The organism is Bacteroides clarus (assembly GCF_015555825.1).
GTDB lineage: Bacteria > Bacteroidota > Bacteroidia > Bacteroidales > Bacteroidaceae > Bacteroides > Bacteroides clarus.
Window position 1 is genome coordinate 411,530 of sequence record NZ_JADNLF010000001.1, and the last position, 21,947, is coordinate 433,476.

Here is a 21,947-nt window from a genome sequence, read left to right on the forward strand (position 1 = left end):
AATTCATTTGCTGTTTTTTTATTATCATTGCAAATAAAAAGCAATGGTAAAGCCAATAGAAAATTTCTCATTTCAATATAACGAGGAAGAATATAGCCTTCTTGATTATATCTATCCAGTGGCGCAAGAGTATGCACCAGACTTTGACTATAATGAAGATACAGGTGAATCCTACATGGCAGTTTCGCAAGCTCCGGATATTTTTAAAGGAAGGTATAATACACGTAAATTACGGCATAAATTCACAGTAGAGGAATATATGCAGGATAAAGAACTGCAAGGCTATCTGCAAGCATTGGAATTGGATAGTGAGAAGTTCTGGTATCTGTTGCTCTTTTGCTATGACTATAGTTGGGGGATTTGCATGAAAGGGATTGAAATAAACAAATTTCCAGTTGAGCACATAAGAGACTTTGTAGACACAATCTATAGCAATTATGCAGGCAGTGGCATGCTTGGGGCTATTTTCAATGAGCCAATAAGCCTAACTTTGAAAATAGGCAGGAAAAATATCGTGATTGATAACAATAATGCCATAGCCTGTATTGCCAAATTCTGTGACGACGGATTGGAAAATAACGATTTGACTGATTTATCCAGCGGGCACTTCGTGGATTTAACCCGTCAAAGTTCTGATTCCGTTTCCGTATTGGCTTACTATTTTTCTAAGATGATAATTTCCGCCTTTAACCATCAGGAGCATTTGAAAGATAAAAGGAAGAAAGGGGCAAACCTTTCGGATAAGGAAAAAATAGTTATCTCCCATTCCCTGTACCTTACTGGCATTATAAACAATGAAAGCGTGAGGGAAAGCGATGAATATCTAAAGGCTATCTTAAAGAGATATAAGGATACAGAGATAAAGAAGCTGAACTCATTCTATCTTTAAGGAATAATTTCCCACATTAGGAACAATCCTGTTTGTCTGTTTTTATCGGATTTTAGTCCATAAACAGATAAACAGGATTTTTTCTTGTCTGGTTTTCTGATTTTACGACATGGAAAACATTGATTGATAGATGTTTCTTGTAGGGGAACAGTATTTGTGTGTTTTTTTGTTCCTGTTATCTCTCCGATTAAAGGGTAATCTTTGCAGTATAAAAAAAATCGGTGAGCCAGATACCCAAATAAGTCCGCAGGGCAGCGGCAGAGAACATGAGAAATAATGTAATTATGACATTGGATTTATTGAAAAATGAAAGTAAGAAGATTGCACGTTTAAGCGGTAATCGTGATTTGAATGAAAAGATTGTGAAGGCTAAGATGAAGTCACTGGAACAATACGGACAGCTAATGCCTGCCGTAGTGGTAGACGCTACTGATGCTATAAATCAAGGGCTGGAAGTCGTTGATTTTGTCACAGGCAATGTTGTAGGAAAGGAAGAAGCAGTGAATTATTTGGTGTTAGTTGACGCTAACCACCGCTATGAAGCACATTGCAGACTTTTAAAAGAGAATGAAAAATTGGACGAACCGAAATACAGGGGTGAGTTCTATTTGATGTACGCTTTGAATACAGAATTGGAAATAGCTAAGATGTTATCAGAAATCAATATCTCTACCAATCCGTGGAGGGGTGGAGATTATGCAAAAGGAGCAAAAATGAGTAATCTGAAAAAAGAACTGCCTTTGTTGGATGCTATAAATGATTTAGTAAATGAAGGATATAATTTGTCCGTAGCATCGAAGTGGCTGACCTTTACTGCAAATATTGATAAAAAGGTTATGAATTGCGCTATGGACAATATTATTCTCCCACAGTTAGAGAATACCGTAGGTTTGGAAAGAGGGCAAAGATTAATAGAAGCGGCAAAAGAACATTTCACAGAGAAAAACATAAAAAGTAGATATTTAATTGACTGGATAATATCCAAGTATAACACTACTGGCGATGATGGAAAACCCGATTTCACTGACAAAATGGAACGTTTCCTTAGAAGTATCAGCAAAGAGGATGCAGATTATATCAAAAAAGCTAAGGGTAAAACAGGCGGAGATACAAAGGAAAATCTTATCAATCAGAAATTGACTGAATTATGGGGTAATTTTGAAGGATAACCCTTTGAGAAAAAGCCAGTGGGTATTACCTGCTGGCTTCCCTAACAAGAGTAATAACTATTAAATGATATATATTATGATTAAAGAGAGTAAAGGCAATATGTATGAGTTCGTGACACACACATGGAATCCTATTAAAGGTAAATGTTTTCATGGTTGCACCTATTGTTATATGAAAAAGATGTGTACCCGTTTGAAAGCTCCCAGACTGGATGCGGCTGAATTAACCAGCTATCTTGAATGCTCGAACTTTATTTTTGTAGGAAGCAGTATTGATATGTGGGCAAAAGACATACCAAGCCACTGGATAAAAATCGTTTTGGACTATTGCGATAAGTCTGCCAACAAATATCTGTTTCAGAGTAAGAATCCTTCCAGAATATTGGATTTTATAACTCACCCTGTATTTCACCATTCAGTGGTTTGTACGACCATAGAAACTAATAGGTCTTATCCAGATGTGATGTGCAATTCACCAGAGATAGAGGAAAGGGTACGGGCAATGAAAAAGATTGCGGATTCGGGTATAGATACCTATGTTACGGCAGAACCGTTGATGCAGTTTGATTTGGATAAAATGGTAGAGTACATAAGGCGATGTAATCCGAAGCAAGTCAATATAGGACGGAATACCAACAGAAAAGTAGAGTTACCAGAACCAACAGCAGATGAAGTGAAAGCACTTGTGAAGGAACTGGAAAAATTCACAAAGGTGGAGATAAAGAAAAACGCGAGAATATGGTTTAAGTGAGAAGATATAACCTAGAACTGAAAAGTAACTATCTACATGATAGTTGCTTTTTCCGATTTATTGAGTATCTTTGTTTCCAAGTTAAAACGACAATAGTTACCAATTTGAAATACTGTGTTTGTAAAGCTTTGTTTTTCAGAGCGAAACATGGTATTCCTAAACTTTAGATAGGGGTTCGATTCCCCTCGGAGCTACGAAAGGAATATCGGTTACGATCGATATTCCTTTTTTGTTTTAAAAATATCTTTCTTACTACCGATTATCTTTGTTACTCTTCTTTCATTCCATACTTTCCTTAAGGGGATGATATTGAACATATTCCGTGCCCTTATTGTTTCTTTATAAAAAGAAATTATGAGAAAAACTATTTTATCGATAACTTTATTGGCGCTTGTCGGTGTATTGGCGGTTCCGCTTTCTGCGGATGCTTGTACGGGCATTACTTTGAGGAGTAAGGATGGAACTACGGTTGTGGCACGTACCATAGAGTGGGCGGGCAGTAATTTGAATAGCCAGTATGTAGTTGTGCCGCGCGGATATACTCAACAGTCCTATACACCCGACGGTGGTATGAACGGCATGCGCTTTACGGCTCGTCACGGTTATGTCGGCTTTGCCGTAGAACAGAAGGAATTTATAGCCGAGGGGCTGAATGAAACCGGACTTTCAGCCGGACTGTTTTATTTCCCTAATTCCGGCGGATATCAAAAGTATGACTCTGCTGAAAAGAATAGAAGTATTGCAGACCTGCAGCTTGTGTCTTTTATACTGGGTGAGTGCGGCACTGTGGATGAAGCGAAAGCGAAAGTAAACGAAGTGCGCATTACGAACATAGACCCTCGGGCTTCTACTGTTCATTGGCGTTTTGCGGATACTTCGGGGCGACAGCTGGTGCTTGAGATAGTAGGAGGAGTGCCTCGCTTCTATGAAAATAAGTTGGGTGTGCTTACCAATTCTCCCGGCTTTGAATGGCATCTGACAAATCTTAATAATTACGTCAACCTATTTCCTGGTAGTGCTTCCGAGCATTTATTCGGCAATATAGAATTAGCTCCTTTGGGTGGAGGAAACGGATTTCTGGGATTACCTGGAGATTTTACACCACCGTCACGTTTTGTCCGTGCCGCTTTCTTACAGGTTACAGCTCCTCAGCGTACTACTGCTTTCGAAAGTATCTTGCAGTGCTTTCATATTCTGAATAATTTCGATATTCCGATTGGAGCACAATTTTCGGAGGGGGAGATTCCTGCCGATATACCGAGTGCTACCCAATGGACGGCTGCTACGGATATGACGCATAGAATACTGTACTACCGCACGATGTACAACAGTGTTATTCGGAGTATAGACTTGCATGCAATAGATTTCTCAAAGGTACAATACCGGGCAAAGCCGCTGGATGTAGTAAAGTCGCAGACGATAGAAATTATAACAGTGGAATAAATAATAATGTAAGGCGTGCGTAGCCTGTATATAGAAAAAGGGGCTAAGTCATTGACTTAGCCCCTTTTTCTATGTTTAATCTGAATAAGTTCAGGATCATTTTACTTCTTCAACGGCCGCTACGGCTTGTTCTGTTCCCTTTTTGTTCTTCATCAGCATGTAAGCGATAGGAGATGCAACGAACAGAGAAGACAATGTACCGAATACAACACCCAGAATCATTGCGAATGCGAAGCTGCGAATAGAATCACCACCGAGGATGAAGATACACAGCAATACGATCAATGTACTCAATGAAGTATTGATGGTACGTGCCAAAGTTGTGTTCAGTGAGTCGTTGAACAGTACTTTCTTGTTGCGTTTCGGATACAGACCGAAGAATTCGCGTACACGGTCGAAGATTACCACCTTATCATTGATTGAGTAACCGATAGCCGTCAGGATAGCGCCGATAAATGTCTGGTCGATTTCCAGAGAGAACGGAAGAATACCCCAGAACATGGAATATGCACCCAAAATGATAATCGTGTCGCAAGCCAATGCGCATACGGAACCGATAGAGTAGGCAATATTACGGAAACGAAGCAAGATGTACAGGCCGATAGCAATCAATGCCAGTACGACAGACCAGATGGCCGATACCTTGATATCGTCCGCAATACTCGGACCTACTTTCTGTGAACTGATGATACTACCGCCCGTATGGTTCTCACGGTCGATGAATGTTTCCAGTGTGATATTCTGAGTCAGCAACGGCTTCAGCGTTTCATACAGGTATGCTTCGATTTCAGAATCGATGTTGTTGCCTTCTTCTTCAATACGGTAGTTGGTACTGATACGTACAGTTTTGCCGTCTGCACCGATAGCGATAACGCTTACGTTAGCGTCACCAAACTTGCTTGCGATGAGTTCACGCACTTGTTCGGGCTCTACCTTATTTTCAAATTGTACCTTGAAGTTACGTCCACCGGTGAAGTCGATACTCTGGCTCAAACCACGGATGCTGAGGAAACCGATGCAGATTACAATTGCCGCACCTGTCAGTGTCATCCAGATTTTGTTTCTACCCATGAAGTCGAAGTGTACATTGGTCATCAAGTTCTTAGAGATACTTGTAGAGAATGTCAGGTTCAGTAACTTGTCTTTACTCATGAAGTGTTCGTAGAACAAACGTGTCATGAACACGGCGGTAAAGAATGAAATCAAGATACCGATAATCAATGTGGTGGCGAAACCGCGGATAGGACCGGTACCGAAGTTAAACAGGATGATACCTGTGATAATAGATGTCAAGTTGGAGTCGAAGATTGCGGAGAAAGCGTTGGAGTAACCGTCGGCAAGCGCCTTTTTAACCCCTTTACCTGCACGCAATTCTTCTTTGGTACGTTCGTAAATCAGTACGTTGGCATCCACAGCCATACCGAGCGTCAATACCATACCGGCAATACCGGACATTGTCAGTGCGGCTTGGAAAGATGAAAGGATACCTAATGTGAAGAACATGTTCAATACCAGAGCGCCGTTGGCGACCATACCCGGAATGAAACCGTACATAATGCACATGTAAACCATCAACAGAATCAATGCCACAACGAATGACATGATACCGGCGTTGATAGATGCTTGTCCCAAAGACGGGCCTACGATGTCTTCCTGTACGATGTGGGCGGGAGCCGGCATCTTACCTGATTTCAATACGTTCGCCAAGTCTTTCGCCTGTTCGGGAGTGAAGTGGCCGGTGATTTGTGAATTACCGCCGGTAATTTCCTGGTTTACGTTCGGTGCGGAGTACACATAACCGTCCAATACAATAGCGATGGCTTTACCTACATTTTGTTTGGTAAGTTGCGCCCAACGTCGTGCACCATCCGTATTCATGGACATACTTACGGCAGGTTTGCCATAGTGGTCGTATTCGTCTTTGGCGTTTACAACTACATCGCCTTCCAACGGGGCGCGTCCGCTACGTTCGGTAGACTTGATTGCATACAATTCAAAAGTCTGGGCTTTCGGGTCGTATTCATAAGGAGAAACACCCCACTTCAAGCGCAGGTCTTTCGGCATTTCAGCCTGAACCTCCGGCATGGAGAGGTATTTGTTGATGTCAGCTGTATCCTTGTAGTTTGCATAACCTACAACAGGGCCTTGGCCGCTGGGATTTACCTGAAGAACTGCCAGCAACGGATGTTCTTTCTTAATTTGCTCCAGATCGGCAGCTTGTGCTTTGCTTTCACCTTTCAGTGCTGCGGCAAGGCTGTCGGCTGTACTGGTAGCTTGCGCTACGGCAGGAGCTTCGGCTGCTACGCTGTCTGTAACTTCTTCAGCGTCTTCTGTAGTTGCCAAAATTGCACGCAACTTGGCGTCGGCTGATTGCAAATACGGAGCAACGTCTTTTGCATTGTATGTTTCCCAGAATTCCAGATTGGCGGAACCTTGTAACAATTTTCTTACACGTTCCGGCTCTTTGATACCCGGAAGCTCCACCATGATACGTCCCATTTTGTCTTCCAGACTCTGGATGTTGGGCTGAACCACACCGAAACGGTCGATACGGGTACGGAGTACGTTGAATGAGTTGTCAACGGCTGCCTTTACTTCTTCGCGCAATACTTTCTCGACTTCTGCGTCGGAAGATTTCTGGTTTACCTTGTCCTTTAATTGCTGGGTAGCGAACAGTTGTGAGAGTGAAGCGCCCGGAGCTATTTTGTGATACTCTCTGATGAACAGCGTGATAACGTCGTCCTGGCTGGTAGTAGCCTGTTTGGCGGCAGTTGCCAACGCTTGGTTGAATGCTTCGTCAGACTTGTTGTCCGCCAATGCTTTGATAACATCGGGTACTGACACTTCAAGAATGACGTTCATACCGCCCTTCAAGTCCAAACCTAAACTGATCTCCATTTCACGACATTGTTTCAGCGTCCAATTGCCGAACCACACCTTCTCGTTTGACAGAGAATCGAGGTAGTCTTGTTCCACTTTCACATCGCCTTTTGCGAACTCTTTTGCCTTATTTGTATAGTGGCGAGTCACAAAAGAGAAGGAGAGATAGAACACACATACCAATGTGAGCAATATCGCAAAAACCCTTACAAATCCTTTGTTTTGCATGTTACTTTTAGTTTATTATGATTACTTTTTAATTGATTTCTATCGTATATAAGGCTGCAAATATAGCTTTTTTTTCACAATTCTTACTTCATACCGCGATTTTTTAACATCGGCTCTAATTGAGGCTCTGCCCCTCTGAAATTCTTGTAGAGCGTCATCGGATCTTCGCTGTCTCCTTTTTCCAAAACATTATGGCGGAAAAGGTTGGCGGTCGTCTTGTCAAAAATACCATGTTCTTTGAATGCTTCAAAAGCGTCATTATCCAGTACGTTCGCCCACAGATAGCTGTAATAGCCTGCTGCATAACCGCCTATGATATGATTGAAGTAGGTGGTACGGTAGCGGGGAGCTATTTCGGAAATTAATCCGAGTTTATCCATGGCTTCTTTTTCATAGGCCACAACATCTATGTCTTTCGTGTCTGTCAGGTTATGCAGATTCATATCGAGAATGGCGGCAGCCAGCAACTCGGTGGTCATGAAACCTTGGTTGAAAGTTTTTTGTTTCAGAATCTTTTCGATGAGATTGTCGGGAATGACTTCACCGGTTTGGTAATGTTTGGCGTACATTTTCAGAACTTCGGGTTCGGTAGCCCAGTGTTCGTTGATTTGTGACGGAAGTTCTACAAAGTCGCGCACTACATTTGTACCGGAAACGCCCAGATAGTTACATTTGGTCAACAGTCCGTGCAGCCCATGGCCGAATTCATGAAAAAGGGTTTCCACTTCATCCATTGTGAGCAGAGAAGGGGTGTCACCAACGGGTTTGGTGAAGCTGGCTACGTTGCATACTAACGGACGGATGCCGCCTTTTTGCTCACGATAGTTGCTCATCCATGCTCCGCCACTTTTGCCGGGACGCGGGAAGTAGTCTACATAGAAGATACCCAGCTGCGATCCGTCTGCATCTTTTACTTCAAATACTTCTACATCGGGGTGATAGACAGGGATATCGTTGAGTTTCGTCAGTGTGATTCCGTATAGTTTGTTGGCAACGGCAAAGGCTCCCTCGCGTACGTTCTCTAATTTAAAATAAGGCTTGATTTGGTCTTCTTCAAGGTCGTATTTTTCTTTACGTAGTTTTTCGGTGTAATACCACCAGTCCCAGGCTTCCAGTTTTTCGCCCTTACCCTCTTTATCCATTAATTTCTGGAGTTCGGCAGCTTCGGCTTTGGCTTTAGGCAGGGCATACCCCCACAGGTTGTTCAGGAATTCCATTACTGTGGTCGAGTTTTTAGCCATGGTATTGTCCAATACGAAGTTGGAGTAACAGTCGAAACCTAACAGACGGGCTTTTTCCAAACGCAGGCTGACGATGTCGGTAATGATTTTTTTATTGTCGTTTTTGTCGTTATTATTGCCTCGGTTGATGTAAGCTTTATATATCTTCTCGCGTAACGGGCGGTTAGCGGAATATTGCAGGAACGGGATACGGCTGGCGTTATGCAATGTGAACAACCATTTACCCTCCTGACCGGCAGCTTTTGCTTCTTCGGCGGCGCTTTGGCAGAACCATTCGGGAAGTCCGGCAAGGTCTTCTTGCTTGTCTACAAAGAGCATAAACTCGTTGTTTTCATTCAGAATATTGTTGCTGAAAGTGATACCCAGTGTAGAAAGTAGTTTATTTACTTCGCGTAGGCGGGCTTGCTTTTCGGCAGAAAGATTGGCACCGGAGCGTACAAAGCCTTTATACGTTTTGTCCAAAAGTCTTTGTTGCTCGCTTGTCAGGCTTAAAGAATCTTTCTTCTGATAAACAGCTTTTACTTTATTGAATAACTCTTGGTTAAGCGAAATATTGTCTCCATGCTCGGACAGTACCGGAGCGAGCTTTATAGAAAGTTCGTTCAGGGCATCACTGGTTTCGGCATCCGTCATGTTGAAGAAAATGGCGCTTACCCGGTTGAGTATGGGAGAACTGTTGTCCAAAGCAACGATTACATTTTCAAAGTTCGGTACTTCGGTATTGTCGATAATAGCCTGGATATTGGTATTTTGTTCTTCTATTCCTTTAAGGAATGCAGGCTCGTAGTGCTCCAGTTTGATTTTATCAAAGGGTGGAACACCGTTCGGGGTTTGAAACTCGGTGAGGAACGGATTACTTTCCGTTTGGGTAGCACAGGAGTACATCATACAACTTGCAGCTAAAATTAGAATACTTCTTTTAAACATAAAGTCAGAGTATTAGATATTGAGTAGTTTATTAATAATTTCATTTTGTAAAGAAACTCATTGCCGTTTGGCTATATAACACCATATCGGATAGTGATCGGATTCCTTTATGGAACGGTCTACGGTACAGTTATAGGACTGTAGGTTTTTGCTGATTAATATATTGTCTATCCGAAAATAGAACTTATTCTGGTTGTAGGAAATTCCCAGTCCGCGCCCTGATTGGGTGAAAACATCATCCAGATTTTGCGCTATGACACGGTGAGCGTACGAAATGGGGGTATCATTGAAATCTCCGCAGACGATGACGGACGGATACCGGGAAGATGCAATTTCCCGTGCGATGGTATCTGCCTGTGGAGCGCGGATAGCAGAGGCTTCTGCCAGTTTATGCACCAACAATCGCGCGCCGCTTTTCACTTTCTCCTTTTCGGGAGCTTTCAATATGTCTTCATAAATGTCTTTGTCGGCTTTTGTCAGTTTGTTGGACTCCAAGTGATTGTTGATAAGGGTAATCGTGTCTTCATTCAGTTTGAGTTCGTACAGTACGGAACCATTATAACCGCTCGGGTAGTTTAAAACACGTGCGGATAGAATAGGGAATTTGGAATAGCAGGCTATCTTGTTGGTATAACCGCTGCCGCTGCCTACAACACTGATGCGATGGTAAGGGTAATCTTTTAATTCTCGTTCTATATCCTTCTGTGTGAGGCGACGGGGAGATTCATCGGATGCATACTCCTGCAGGCAGAGGATGTCGGCGTTGCTCTCTTTCAGATATGTCAGTATCGGATTCTTTCCGTCTTTTTTAACGGCGCCGTTGAACCCCATGATGTTGTAAGAGAGGAATTTTATACTTTCTTCGGGTGGATTGGCGGTATGAAAATTGAGGGGAAGATATGTCCGTAGTTGCGAATAACACAATAAAAAACCGATTAACGGCAATAAAGCCGTTTTGTATCGTTGTATAACCAACCAAAAAATCAGGAAAGCGCCGTTGATAAGTGCAAAAATGGGAAAAGTCAGCCCCAAACAAGATTGTACCGGATGAGCTACCGGTTGGATGTAAGGACTGTATGCTACTAATAGCAAAAGGCCTGTGAATAAAGCATTGATCGCTAAAATCAGGAGAGCGATAAAATTACCGAAATGCTTCATACGTACATTATCGTTTACTTGCATCGAACAAGCTCTTCTTTTCTTCTGTTGTCAGACTTTCATATCCGGACTTTTTCAGTTTGTCGAGGATCCGGTCTATTTCATCGGATTGAGCTTTTTTTCGGGCATTATAGTTATAATCTTTCTGTTTGTCAGTTCCATAGTGAACTTTCATCTTAGGTTTGCGGGGTTTGGAGCTGAACAAAGAACTGATGGCATCCAGAGACTTGTTAATCCATGCGGTGATATCTGCGCCTTTGCTAAGGCTGGCTGCAAACCACAGCCCCGCCAACGCTCCGCCTAAATGAGCGATGTGTCCGCCGGCGTTACTGGATGTGATGAATAATAAGTCCGTTCCGATAACAATCAATGCCAGATATTTCAAGCGTATTGTTCCAAAAAGGAAAAGACGTATCGGATAGTTAGGTTCCCGATAGGCGGTAGCTGCCACGACAGCGAGTACGGATGCCGATGCTCCCAGCATGAAGGAGTATTCCGTCATCGGACGGAAGTAGGGGAAGATATTGTAGGCTGCCATATAAAGCAGTCCGCCACAGATTCCGCCCAAGATATATACGCCCCGTAAATGTTTCGCGGAGAAGAAACTTAGGAACAAAGCACCGAACCAGTACAGCCAAAGCATATTGAAAAGGATATGCATTACTCCCGCGTGCATAAACATATACGTCAGGATAGACCAAGGCTGGGTTATGAAGCGGGGTAGTGAAGCAGGCAGTTCCAGCCATTCAAACGCTCCGCCGAGGCTCCGGTTGAAAAGTTGCAATATAACTTCTGTCAATGTAGTAAGGATGAATACTCCCACATTGATATAAATCAGCTGTATGTAGATGGTTCCTCTACGGAATGAATCTTTTAAATCAGTTATAATAGTAGCCATTTCCTCTGTTCTTTTTTCTCCAATACATTATTAGTATGAAGCCGAATATCATACCGCCCAAGTGTGCAAAGTGCGCCACATTATCGCCCGGATTGTTGGCAAGTCCCGAGAACAGTTCTATCAAGGCGTATCCGATAACGAAATATTTGGCTTTGATGGGGAACGGTAACGGAAAGATGAATAAGGGCTGGTTGGGGAACAGCATACCGAATCCCAGCAAGATGGCATAGACGGCTCCGGAAGCTCCGACGGTAGTCATCATATTGAGATATTCTTCCATGGGAATGACGGAATATCCGGTGTTGACACTGTCGTATGCGGAAAGTACCGTTTCGTAATGAATGTACTGTACGAGCTCTTGAATAATTCCTGCGCCGATACCGCATGCGAGGTAATAGAACAGGAAACGCTTCGGTCCCCATACCTGTTCGAGTATACGGCCGAACATCCATACTGCAAACATATTGAAGAACAAATGGGTAAATCCGCCGTGCATGAACATGTAAGTAATCAGTTGCGCTGCGTTAAAATCTCCGGCAAGGAAGAAATGCAGGCCTAAGTACTTATTTAAATCGATGCCGTAACTTTGGGCTACAAGCGTGCCGAGAAACATCAGCACATTGATAATTAAAAGGTTTTTGGTTACTGTCGGTATAGTATTCATAATCTGTTTTTTTCGCTTTATTTGGCAAAAATACGAATTAATTCTGTTCTATAACAGAAAAAGGAACTCCTATTCCTTTTTTTTCTCTATTTTTCCGGCCTTTTTTAATGTTTTTATTTGATATTCAGAATTTTTGCTCTATTTCTGTAGGAAGTAGCATTGGAATTTTTCTTTTGTGTAACAATTAATTAATCATTTGTATTATGAATAAGTCAGAACTTATTAGCGCAATGGCAGCTGAAGCCGGTTTGTCAAAGGCCGATTCAAAAAGAGCATTGGATGCATTCATCGCATCAGTAACAAAAGCATTAAAGGCAGGTGATAAAGTAGCATTGGTTGGCTTTGGTACTTTTTCTGTAATGGAGAGAGCCGGACGCGTTGGTATCAATCCGGCAACAAAGAAGCCTATTCAGATTGCGGCGAAGAAAGTTGCTAAATTTAAAGCAGGTTCGGAATTGACTATCGAATAAATAGATCATAAATAAAACTTGAGAAAAGGAGACGCATACAACGTCTCCTTTTTTATGGAATTAAAAATAGTTCGTATCTTTGCACACAGAAAATACATTTGAATCATGAATATAGAACAGAAATTGGTAACGTCCGTAATTAGCGGATTGAAAGCGTTGTACGGACAGGATGTTCCTGCTGCACAGGTGCAGTTGCAGAAAACCAAGAAAGAATTTGAGGGACACCTTACGTTGGTTGTTTTCCCTTTTCTCCGCATGTCTAAGAAAGGACCGGAGCAGACGGCACAAGAGATTGGCGAATATCTGCAGGCAAACGAGCCTTCGGTTTCGGCATTCAATGTTATCAAAGGGTTCCTGAACCTGACTATCGCTTCTTCGGCATGGATTGAATTGCTGAATGGCATCCATGCGGATGTACAGTATGGCATTGCCACTGTTACCGACAAGTCCCCGTTGGTGATGATTGAATATTCTTCGCCCAATACGAATAAGCCGCTCCATTTAGGCCATGTCCGCAATAACCTGTTGGGTAATGCATTGGCAAATATCATTTTGGCCAATGGCAACAGAGTGGTAAAGACAAATATTGTGAATGACCGTGGTATTCATATCTGTAAGTCGATGTTGGCGTGGCAGAAGTATGGCAACGGTGAAACTCCCGAGTCTTCCGGAAAGAAAGGTGATCATCTGATTGGTGATTATTATGTGGCTTTTGATAAGCATTACAAGGCTGAAGTCAAAGAGTTGATGGCGAAGTTCCAAAGTGAAGGTCTGAGCGAAGAAGAGGCCAAGACCAGAGCGGAAGCTGAATCACCTTTGATGAAAGAGGCGCGTGAAATGCTGGTGAAGTGGGAAGCCAATGATCCTGAAGTACGTGCTTTGTGGAAAAAGATGAATGACTGGGTATACGCAGGATTTGATGAGACTTACCGCATGATGGGAGTTACTTTCGACAAGATTTACTATGAGTCGGAAACCTACCTGGAAGGTAAGGAGAAAGTTATGGAGGGCTTGGAGAAAGGTTTCTTCTATCGCAAAGAGGACGGTTCCGTATGGGCCGACCTGACCGGAGAAGGACTTGACCATAAATTGCTTCTCCGTGCCGACGGAACTTCTGTTTATATGACACAGGATATTGGTACGGCCAAATTGCGTTTTGCCGATTTTCCCATTGACAAGATGGTTTACGTGGTAGGTAATGAACAAAATTATCATTTTCAGGTACTCTCTATTTTGCTCGATAAGTTGGGCTTTGAGTGGGGTAAGGGGCTGGTTCACTTCTCCTACGGTATGGTGGAACTGCCTGAAGGTAAGATGAAGAGCCGTGAGGGTACGGTTGTGGATGCTGACGATTTAATGGCTGAAATGATTAATACCGCTAAGGAGACTTCCGGAGAATTGGGTAAGCTGGACGGCCTGACCAAGGAAGAGGCTGATAATATTGCCCGTATTGTCGGTTTGGGCGCTTTGAAATATTTTATATTGAAAGTGGACGCCCGCAAGAACATGACGTTCAATCCTAAGGAATCCATTGACTTCAACGGTAATACAGGACCGTTCATCCAGTATACATATGCACGTATACAATCCGTTCTTCGCAAGGCGAAAGAGGCAGGCATCACCGTTCCTGCACAACTTCCCGCGGGTATTGAATTGAGTGAGAAAGAGGAAGGTCTGATACAGATGGTTGCAGATTTTGCAACTGTTGTGAAACAAGCAGGCGAGGATTACAGTCCATCTCTGATTGCGAACTATACTTATGATCTTGTGAAAGAATATAATCAGTTCTATCATGATTTCAGCATCTTGCGTGAGGAGAATGAAGCGGTGAAGATATTCCGTCTTGCCTTATCCGAGAACGTAGCCAAGGTGGTACGTTTGGGAATGGGATTGCTTGGCATTGAAGTACCCGACAGAATGTAGTTGAAAGTACTCTATATGAAAAGCCCTCTCTACGAATCCGTAGAGAGGGCTTTTCTTTTTTTAATATAACCTCATTATTTTTTCTTCTTGGCATATTTACCTCGTTTGGCTTTCGGCGCGTCCGGGTCACTTTGCAGTTTGATGATTTCTCTGCATGCGTCCAGGCTTAAATCCTGCGGAATAATATCTTTCGGAATTTTATAATTGTTTCCTTTATAGGATATATAGGGTCCATAGCGGCCATTTAGAATCTCCAACTCCGGTTCTTCATCAAATTTCTTGAGATGTTTTTGAGCTTCGGCGTCTTTTTTGTTCTGGATAAGTTGGATTGCTTCGTCCAGTGTAATTTCCATAGGGTCTATGGTCTTCGGAAGTGAAGTGTACATTCCGTTATTGTACACATAAGGTCCGAAGCGACCGGTTCCTATGGTAACCGCCTTACCTTCATACTCACCTAAAGTACGAGGCAGTTTAAACAGGTCTAGCGCTTCTTCCAGCGTGATTGTTTCAATGGACATTTCTTTCTTGAGTTGTGCGAAACGCGGCTTCTCATTGTCACCGGCAGTGCCAATCTGTACAACAGGACCGAAGCGGCCGATTTTTACAGATACCTGCTTACCGCTGCCCGGTTCTTCGCCTAAGATGCGTTCACCGGCTTTATGGGCATTCTTGGTGGCGAGCGTATTTTCTACGGACGGGTGGAAGCCCTTATAGAAGTCGCCCAAAATAGTTGTCCACTTCTTTTCTCCCTCGGCTATCTCGTCAAATTGTTTTTCAACACTGGCGGTAAAGTTATAGTCAAGGATATTGGGAAAATATTCCATCAGGAAGTCATTGACTACGGTACCCGTATCGGTAGGCATCAATTTAGCTTTCTCGGCTCCTGTTATTTCTGTTTGGGTAACGTCTGTAATCTTGCTGTCTTGTAATGAAAGTATATTATAAGAACGTTCTTCTCCGGTTTTTTCGCCTTTCTCCACATAGCCGCGTTGCTGTATGGTAGAAATGGTAGGAGCGTATGTGGAAGGACGGCCGATGCCCAACTCCTCTAATTTGCGTACAAGACTGGCTTCTGTGTAGCGGGGAGGATGCTGCGTGAAGCGTTCCGTAGCAGTAATGCTTTGGCTCTGTAAAATCTGTCCTTTCTTCAAAGGTGGCAACAAGTGTGTTTCATCTTCTTGTTCCGCATCGTCGTCAATGGATTCGCGATATACATGGAGAAAACCGTCAAATTTCACAACTTCTCCTGTGGCATTGAACGTATCCGACTCGTTACTGATGCTGATATTTACGGTAGTCTTCTCAACTTCCGCATCCGCCATTTGGGAGGCTATGGTACGTTTCCATATCAAGTCATACAGTTTTCGTTCCTGTGGACTACCTTCTATTTTAGCATTTTCCATGTCGGTAGGACGAATGGCTTCGTGAGCCTCTTGAGCGCCTTTGGTCTTCGTGGCGAAATGACGCGGATATACGTAACGTTCTCCCATCATGCTGGCAATGACTGATTTGCTGCTGTTTACAGCCAGCTCGGACAGATTGACGGAGTCGGTACGCATATAGGTAATCTTTCCCGACTCGTACAACCGTTGGGCAACCATCATGGTTTGTGCAACTGTAAATCCTAATTTACGGGCGGCCTCTTGTTGCAAGGTAGATGTCGTAAAAGGAGCCGCAGGGCTTTTCTTCAGCGGGCGGGTGGAAATATCATTGATGGTGAAAGTGGCTGATCGGCAACTTTCCAGGAGTTTTTGAGCTTCGGCTTTTGTTTTGATACGGCGTGCCAATTCGGCTTTCATTTCAACCAGCTTGCCATCGGCATCGGGTACGAGGAATATGGCGGTAACCCGATAAGATGCTTCCGATTGAAAAGCTTGTATCTCCCGCTCACGTTCTACGATGAGGCGAACGGATACTGATTGTACACGACCGGCGGAAAGTGCCGGTTTCACTTTTTTCCATAGCACGGGCGAAAGTTCAAACCCTACGATACGGTCTAAAATACGGCGTGCTTGTTGTGCATCTACGAGATTGATGTCAATATTACGTGGTTGCTCGATGGCCTTTAAGATAGCGCTTTTTGTGATTTCATGGAAGACGATGCGCTTGGTATGTTCCGGTTGCAGTTTCAGCACTTCGTATAAATGCCATGCAATCGCTTCTCCCTCACGGTCCTCATCGGATGCCAACCATACGGTTTCCGCTTCTTTGGCTTCGGCTTTCAATTCTTCCACAACCTTTTTCTTATCTTCCGGAATTTCATAATGCGGTTTGAAATCTTTATCAATATCAATACTGAACTCTTTTTTCTTCAAATCGCGTATATGACCATAGCTGGAAAGGACTTTATAGTCTTTTCCTAGGAACTTTTCAATGGTTTTTGCTTTTGCCGGAGACTCGACAATGACAAGGTTTTTCTGCATAAATTTCTGTTTTATAGTGGTTCCAACCACTAATTTACCCGCAAAAGTAGGAAAAAACAAACTTTCCACCTTATAATATAAGGAGAATTTAGCAAAAATGTCCTTTTTTGCTCGTAATGTTTTTAATCCGGAGATTAGAATTTGAGACTTACACCTCCGATAAAGTTGGTGCCTTCGGTCGGGTATCCCCAGTAATATTGATAATTCCGGTTTAATAAATTGTTTATGCGGGCATAAACGGATATTCCTTTAAAAAACTCGTAACTACCGCCTAAATAAAGGTTATTGACTGCATTAACCTTGCCTTCCTCTACCTTCTCGCGCAAAATATGCCGATAGCCAAGATTAAGGAGTAAAGCGGATATAGGATGTACGTCTATATGCAGATTGGCTTCAAAGGCCGGCTTGTAAGTGAGCACATAGTCTTTGACACCGAATTGACTGTTATCCTTTGTATCCCAACTGCGGTAAGTTCCGGTAGCGACGAATGAGAATATGTTTTTATAGTCGTAGCGTACCTCTGCACCGGCATAGATGTTGCTGGTGTTCCATTGGCTGATGGCGAGCGTCCGGTAGTGTCCCTCTGTAGTTTCATCGAAACCTGCCGGATGGAAAAACAAATCATCTTTCAAGTTCTGGTATCCGGCATACAGGTTCAACCATAAACCGGTTGCCGGGCTGGCCTTGAAGCCGAGGGCGGCGTTCACTTGCTCGTATGTGGCATCCGGTTGCGAAGTTACCAGCCCGTATGGGCAGAATGCCTCTAAACGGCGAAAATCATTTTGCACTCTTCCTCCTTTGGCCTGCGCATATAGGATGTAGCTATCCGCGAAGTTATACTCTACCGCCACATCAGGAGCTGCCCGGAATTTCTTTCCGAAACCGAAAGCCATGTCAACCTGTGCGCCGATACGTATTTTCCAATCATCGTTTTCCAAACGGTAATGCGGGTTCAGGTTGAGTGAGGTGTAGTTCTCAAAATTATTATTCTTGTACAGTACATTGTCCATTGCTAAACCGATACCGACAATCTGTTCCTCGGATATGCCGCCTGCAACCAGTGCTTTGGTACGGATAATATTCTCTTGATTATTCAGTGAACCGAAATCGTATTGGCGTTCATAGAGCATTAGGTTGGTTTCTGCGCTGAATTGGAGAGGCAGTTCCTCATCCGTGGATTTCACTCCGAAATGAATGTCGCCTGAAGTGAATTTCTGTTTTCTGACGGCTGCATCAGGCAGGAAATTAAAATTGCTTAATCCAAAGTTACCCGCAACATCCAAGTCTACTTTCTTGAAGCGATGTAAATAACCGATGTTGGCATGAGTACGATAGTAATAAGAATTCCATTTGCCGTCATTGTCAGGTAATTCGAGTTTGCCATCCATACCGTTCATATGGAAATTCAGGTTGATACGATCACTGTTGGATAGCGTGAACAGATAGCTGGCACGTGCGTCCAGATTCCCGTAATTACCATAGCCCAGTCTGATATATCCGGGCTGTGTCTTGGCTTGCGTCTCTTTTCCGGTATATGCCTGCATGACAGTTGCAGGAATTGTATTGGCGGGCATAAGGGTTACATCATACTCCACTGTCCTCTTATTGGCGGTCGGCGGCTCTACTTTAGGAAGCACGTTTATTTTGGACGCGTCCAGAATATCGGGATTATACTCCTGTTCCACAACAACTGTCCGGTTCACAGTGGAGTCTTGAGGCTGTTGTTGGGCATGGGTACCCAAAGGTAGCGTCATCAGCGTTATTCCGCTGAGAATATATTGTATCTTTCTCATATTCATTGTGTTCTTTTATTTCAGCTTTTCCAGTCTTTCTTGAATCATTCCTTCAATATCATCGTCAGCATGATAATTTTGTTGCAGGCTTAGCAGATATTGGCGTGCATCCAGTTTCTTGTCCATGGCAACATATACGTCGGACAGAAGGATGAAGCTGCGTGCCAGCCAGTAGGCGTGCGGTGTGCTTTGGTCGATGAAGTTCAATATTTCCTTTTCGGCGGCAGCGTAGTCGCCGGCGTTGTACATCAGTTGTGCTGCCAGATACTTGGCTTCCGCACCGTATAATGTACGGGTATCTTGTGCCAGGATTTTCAAGTCATCCGCCGCTTTCTTCACCGCTTTTTGGTTCAGATAGGCTTTGGCTCGATAGTATAAAGCCTCATGCTGCAATTCGGGGGACAGCTTGGCTTCGGCCAGTAAGGCGGTCGCAGCCTGTATCACTTCAATATCATCCTTCAATAACACACCACAGCGCAGTACGCCTGTGAGGCCCAGTTGTCGGCGCTCGGCGGTTGTGGCACGGGCTTGCAGCTGTTTGTAGTCTGCCAGGGCCCGTTCGTACTCTTTGTGGTTGAACAGGATTTCCCCTCGCATCAACAAGGCTTCTTCCGAATACGGACTGTCCGGATACTCCAGCAGTTTGCTTGTATGCTCCAGTACGGCGGTTTCGTCTTTCTGCTCTTTTCCGATAAGACTCAGATAATAGTGTGCATTCAAGCTGAACGCTCCGTTTGGATAGCTTTGCAGATAGCGGATGAAACTTTCTCTTGCAGGGGAGATTTCCCCTTTCATATACACTTTTTCTGCGGCGATATAAGTCAGCGAATCTTGCTCGCTGGGTTCAAAGCGGATGACGCCCGGCATTTGGGCGGCAAGCGCTGCGAATTCATCCACACGGTTGGCTTCCACATAGATGGATTTCAAATCGCGCATGGCAAGCCGTGCTTCTTCGCTGCCCGGATATTTGGAGATGACGTATTTGTAAGCTTCGATAGCGTGGTTGTAATCATCGTTCTGATAATATAACAGTCCGATTTCCGTGGCAGCCTTACGACTGACGGGGCTTTCGGGATATTTGTTCAGCAGCTCCCGGAAAGTAGCGATGGCTTGGTTACTGTTACGGCTTTGCACGTACGAACGGCCTTTCTCATAAAGCGCATTGACGGCATAGGGTGAATTCGGGTACTTGCTGGCCAATTGGTTGAGCAACGTAATTTTTCCGTCATAGTTCTTTTGCAGGCCCGACACCAAAGCCAGTTGGTAGTAGGAGTAATCACCGGCAGGCGTACCCAGGTTTTCCGCCCGGGTGTAGTATTGTCTGGCTTCGTCGAAACGGCGGACATGCATGTAGCAGTCGCCGATACGGTTATACGCATCGGCAAGGACAGTGGCGTTTCCGTTTTTTTGCAGTTGGATGAATTTCAAGAAACGGTCTTGTGCCGTTGCATAATCTTTTTTGTGGAAAGCTATGTATGCCAAGTTGTAGTAGGCAAGGGCATACATTTCCGTATTTTTCTGCAGGGCAAGTGACAGATACTCGTTGAAGTTACGGGCAGCTTCCTGCATACGGTTCAGCCGATAATACGATTCGCCCCGCCAGTAAAGGGCGTCGGCTTTTGTCTGCAGATTATATTGGCCTAAGGCAATACTTTGGTTGAAGTAATTGATGGCCTGTTCGAACTGCGTATTGGCAAAGGATTGGGTTCCCAATTGGAACAGGATTTTCTGCTTGGCTTCCAAGATAGCCTTTCCGGGACGTGCAATGCGTTCAATGGATTTGAGGGCGGCATCATAACTGCGGGTGTTCATATAGACCTCTACCAGATAGTTACTTACTTTATCGGCATATACGGAGTTGGGAAACTCATTCAGGAAATGCTCAAAGACTGTCACTGACTCGCCGAATGCGGAATAAGACGTTTCGTGAATGCAGAGGGCATAGTTGTAGGATGCCTGTTCCTTTATTTTCTGGTCAGCGTCGGATGCGGCGGCCTGTTCAAATGCCATACGGGCTTTATTCCTGTCGGCAAGCTGCAGGTAGGCCAATCCCATATGCAGGTAAGCGTTTTGCGTAAGCGCGTCGTTATCGGTAGTCACTTCACCCAGAATGACAGGAACCTGCGAATAGACTCCCGTCTGATAATAGGACATTCCCAACATATAGAGCGCGTCTCTTCTTCGGGTGGATTCCACATTGTCTTTCAGGTATCGGTTGAAAGCTTCTGCGGCTTCGTGGTATTTGCCGGAATGATAGTCGGCCGTACCTTGTATGCGGTACATCTCTCCCGTATATTTTTGGTTGGGATAGGCAGAGAGATAGTTTTGCGCGACTATTTCCGCTTTGTCATAATTCTTTTTAATCAGATATATTTCCGCAATGTAATAGGGGACGAGCGTCTTGTATTTCGTATTGTCCTGCAGACTGAGAAAACCGCTGAGAGCGTCTTCATACCGTTGTTGTGAGTAGCGGATATACGAAAGGTAATACGTGCAATCCGCTGCATATTTGGAGCCGGTACTGCGTAATGTCTCAAACCAGATAGCGGCTTCTTTCACATTGCCCGTTTTCAGAAAACAGGTTGCCAAACGATAGGTCATGTCATCCCGCTCTTCATTACTTAGGAGGTCGAGCCGGGCGGAATTGAACATGGCGAGTGCTTCATCATATTTTCCCTCGAAGAAATAGGCAGATGCTATAAGGGCGTAAATACGATTGGCATGGGGAGTGTCGGGATACACATCGAGGTAACTCCGCAACAGTTCTATACTATTGGGACTTCTCAGTTCGTATTCGGCACATACCAGCATATATTCGGCTTCTTCTTTGTCTCCGGCGGCAGACAACGGGTTGCCTTCCGCATTGATTTGTTTTACAAAAGTATGTAAAGGAGACATGGCTGCGGCAAATGCCTTTTGTTGGAACAGATTCCGTCCTTCTTCATACAGTCGTTGCGGAGAAGTGATTTTCTCGCTCGTCTGTGCTGTCGCGAGCAATGGTGCGCAGCAAAGCGCAGTGTATACTATGCGGTAAATTTTATGTTTCATCTTCGGTTATAGAATGGATGCTTTTACAAAAATACGGGTTTT

General features: G+C 44.0%; 14 protein-coding genes. 6 read left to right on the forward strand and 8 right to left on the reverse strand.

Annotation, left to right across the window (positions count from 1 at the left end; genetic code table 11):
* Window positions 1-43: 43 nt before the first annotated feature.
* From I2F54_RS01670 to I2F54_RS01685, 4 genes are all read left to right on the forward strand, one after another.
* Complete coding sequence (locus I2F54_RS01670) at window positions 44-889, forward strand: hypothetical protein (RefSeq protein ID WP_195500369.1); 846 nt, start codon at window positions 44-46, stop codon at window positions 887-889.
* A 284-nt stretch (window positions 890-1,173) separates the two neighbouring features.
* Window positions 1,174-2,058, forward strand: a complete 885-nt coding sequence (locus I2F54_RS01675) for a hypothetical protein (protein WP_229097111.1) — start codon at window positions 1,174-1,176, stop codon at window positions 2,056-2,058.
* Window positions 2,059-2,134: 76 nt separating this feature from the next.
* On the forward strand, window positions 2,135-2,809 hold the full coding sequence (locus tag I2F54_RS01680; RefSeq protein ID WP_195500371.1) for a DUF5131 family protein: 675 nt from the start codon (window positions 2,135-2,137) through the stop codon (window positions 2,807-2,809).
* Between the two features lie 354 nt (window positions 2,810-3,163).
* Window positions 3,164-4,252 (forward strand): linear amide C-N hydrolase, encoded by a 1,089-nt coding sequence (locus tag I2F54_RS01685; protein WP_195500372.1) that lies wholly within the window; start codon window positions 3,164-3,166, stop codon window positions 4,250-4,252.
* Window positions 4,253-4,348: 96 nt separating this feature from the next.
* Here I2F54_RS01685 and secDF read toward each other — a convergent pair whose 3' ends face one another.
* The 5 genes from secDF to I2F54_RS01710 all read right to left on the reverse strand — a co-directional run bounded on the left by secDF (window position 4,349) and on the right by I2F54_RS01710 (window position 12,248).
* The gene (gene secDF / locus I2F54_RS01690; protein ID WP_087412111.1) at window positions 4,349-7,360 is read right to left on the reverse strand and encodes a protein translocase subunit SecDF; all 3,012 of its coding nucleotides are present in this window, start codon (window positions 7,358-7,360) and stop codon (window positions 4,349-4,351) included.
* An 83-nt stretch (window positions 7,361-7,443) separates the two neighbouring features.
* Window positions 7,444-9,528, reverse strand: a complete 2,085-nt coding sequence (locus I2F54_RS01695) for a M3 family metallopeptidase (RefSeq protein WP_195500373.1) — start codon at window positions 9,526-9,528, stop codon at window positions 7,444-7,446.
* A 57-nt stretch (window positions 9,529-9,585) separates the two neighbouring features.
* Window positions 9,586-10,686 (reverse strand): endonuclease/exonuclease/phosphatase family protein, encoded by a 1,101-nt coding sequence (locus I2F54_RS01700; protein ID WP_195500454.1) that lies wholly within the window; start codon window positions 10,684-10,686, stop codon window positions 9,586-9,588.
* A gap of 7 nt (window positions 10,687-10,693) precedes the next feature.
* On the reverse strand, window positions 10,694-11,584 hold the full coding sequence (locus I2F54_RS01705; protein WP_195500374.1) for a rhomboid family protein: 891 nt from the start codon (window positions 11,582-11,584) through the stop codon (window positions 10,694-10,696).
* Window positions 11,565-12,248: a rhomboid family intramembrane serine protease gene (locus I2F54_RS01710; RefSeq protein ID WP_022217581.1), complete on the reverse strand. Its 684-nt coding sequence runs from the start codon at window positions 12,246-12,248 to the stop codon at window positions 11,565-11,567. The genes I2F54_RS01705 and I2F54_RS01710 overlap by 20 nt, the downstream gene beginning before the upstream one ends.
* Before the next feature lie 203 nt (window positions 12,249-12,451).
* Between I2F54_RS01710 and I2F54_RS01715 the strand changes: the two genes are divergently transcribed.
* Both I2F54_RS01715 and argS read left to right on the forward strand, forming a co-directional pair.
* Window positions 12,452-12,718 carry an HU family DNA-binding protein gene (locus I2F54_RS01715; RefSeq protein WP_009122172.1) on the forward strand — a complete coding sequence of 89 codons (267 nt, stop codon included), beginning with the start codon at window positions 12,452-12,454 and terminating at the stop codon, window positions 12,716-12,718.
* Between the two features lie 105 nt (window positions 12,719-12,823).
* Entirely contained in the window at window positions 12,824-14,641 is a 1,818-nt protein-coding gene (gene argS / locus I2F54_RS01720) for an arginine--tRNA ligase (protein WP_195500375.1), read from the forward strand.
* Window positions 14,642-14,715: 74 nt separating this feature from the next.
* Here the strand turns inward: argS and topA are convergent, their stop codons facing one another.
* The 3 genes from topA to I2F54_RS01735 form a co-directional block, all read right to left on the reverse strand.
* Window positions 14,716-17,064, reverse strand: coding sequence for a type I DNA topoisomerase (topA, locus tag I2F54_RS01725; RefSeq protein WP_087425520.1), 2,349 nt, complete (start codon window positions 17,062-17,064; stop codon window positions 14,716-14,718).
* 134 nt (window positions 17,065-17,198) lie between these two features.
* Entirely contained in the window at window positions 17,199-18,863 is a 1,665-nt protein-coding gene (locus I2F54_RS01730) for a TonB-dependent receptor (RefSeq protein ID WP_195500376.1), read from the reverse strand.
* A 9-nt stretch (window positions 18,864-18,872) separates the two neighbouring features.
* The gene (locus I2F54_RS01735; RefSeq protein WP_195500377.1) at window positions 18,873-21,905 is read right to left on the reverse strand and encodes a tetratricopeptide repeat protein; all 3,033 of its coding nucleotides are present in this window, start codon (window positions 21,903-21,905) and stop codon (window positions 18,873-18,875) included.
* Window positions 21,906-21,947: the final 42 nt, after the last annotated feature.

Coding starts and splice junctions, on each gene's coding strand:
- I2F54_RS01670 (WP_195500369.1), top strand. CDS start 44: ATGGTAAAGCCAATAGAAAATTTCTCATTTCAATATAACGAGGAAGAA.
- I2F54_RS01675 (WP_229097111.1), top strand. CDS start 1,174: ATGACATTGGATTTATTGAAAAATGAAAGTAAGAAGATTGCACGTTTA.
- I2F54_RS01680 (WP_195500371.1), top strand. CDS start 2,135: ATGATTAAAGAGAGTAAAGGCAATATGTATGAGTTCGTGACACACACA.
- I2F54_RS01685 (WP_195500372.1), top strand. CDS start 3,164: ATGAGAAAAACTATTTTATCGATAACTTTATTGGCGCTTGTCGGTGTA.
- secDF (WP_087412111.1), bottom strand. CDS start 7,360: ATGCAAAACAAAGGATTTGTAAGGGTTTTTGCGATATTGCTCACATTG.
- I2F54_RS01695 (WP_195500373.1), bottom strand. CDS start 9,528: ATGTTTAAAAGAAGTATTCTAATTTTAGCTGCAAGTTGTATGATGTAC.
- I2F54_RS01700 (WP_195500454.1), bottom strand. CDS start 10,686: ATGAAGCATTTCGGTAATTTTATCGCTCTCCTGATTTTAGCGATCAAT.
- I2F54_RS01705 (WP_195500374.1), bottom strand. CDS start 11,584: ATGGCTACTATTATAACTGATTTAAAAGATTCATTCCGTAGAGGAACC.
- I2F54_RS01710 (WP_022217581.1), bottom strand. CDS start 12,248: ATGAATACTATACCGACAGTAACCAAAAACCTTTTAATTATCAATGTG.
- I2F54_RS01715 (WP_009122172.1), top strand. CDS start 12,452: ATGAATAAGTCAGAACTTATTAGCGCAATGGCAGCTGAAGCCGGTTTG.
- argS (WP_195500375.1), top strand. CDS start 12,824: ATGAATATAGAACAGAAATTGGTAACGTCCGTAATTAGCGGATTGAAA.
- topA (WP_087425520.1), bottom strand. CDS start 17,064: ATGCAGAAAAACCTTGTCATTGTCGAGTCTCCGGCAAAAGCAAAAACC.
- I2F54_RS01730 (WP_195500376.1), bottom strand. CDS start 18,863: ATGAATATGAGAAAGATACAATATATTCTCAGCGGAATAACGCTGATG.
- I2F54_RS01735 (WP_195500377.1), bottom strand. CDS start 21,905: ATGAAACATAAAATTTACCGCATAGTATACACTGCGCTTTGCTGCGCA.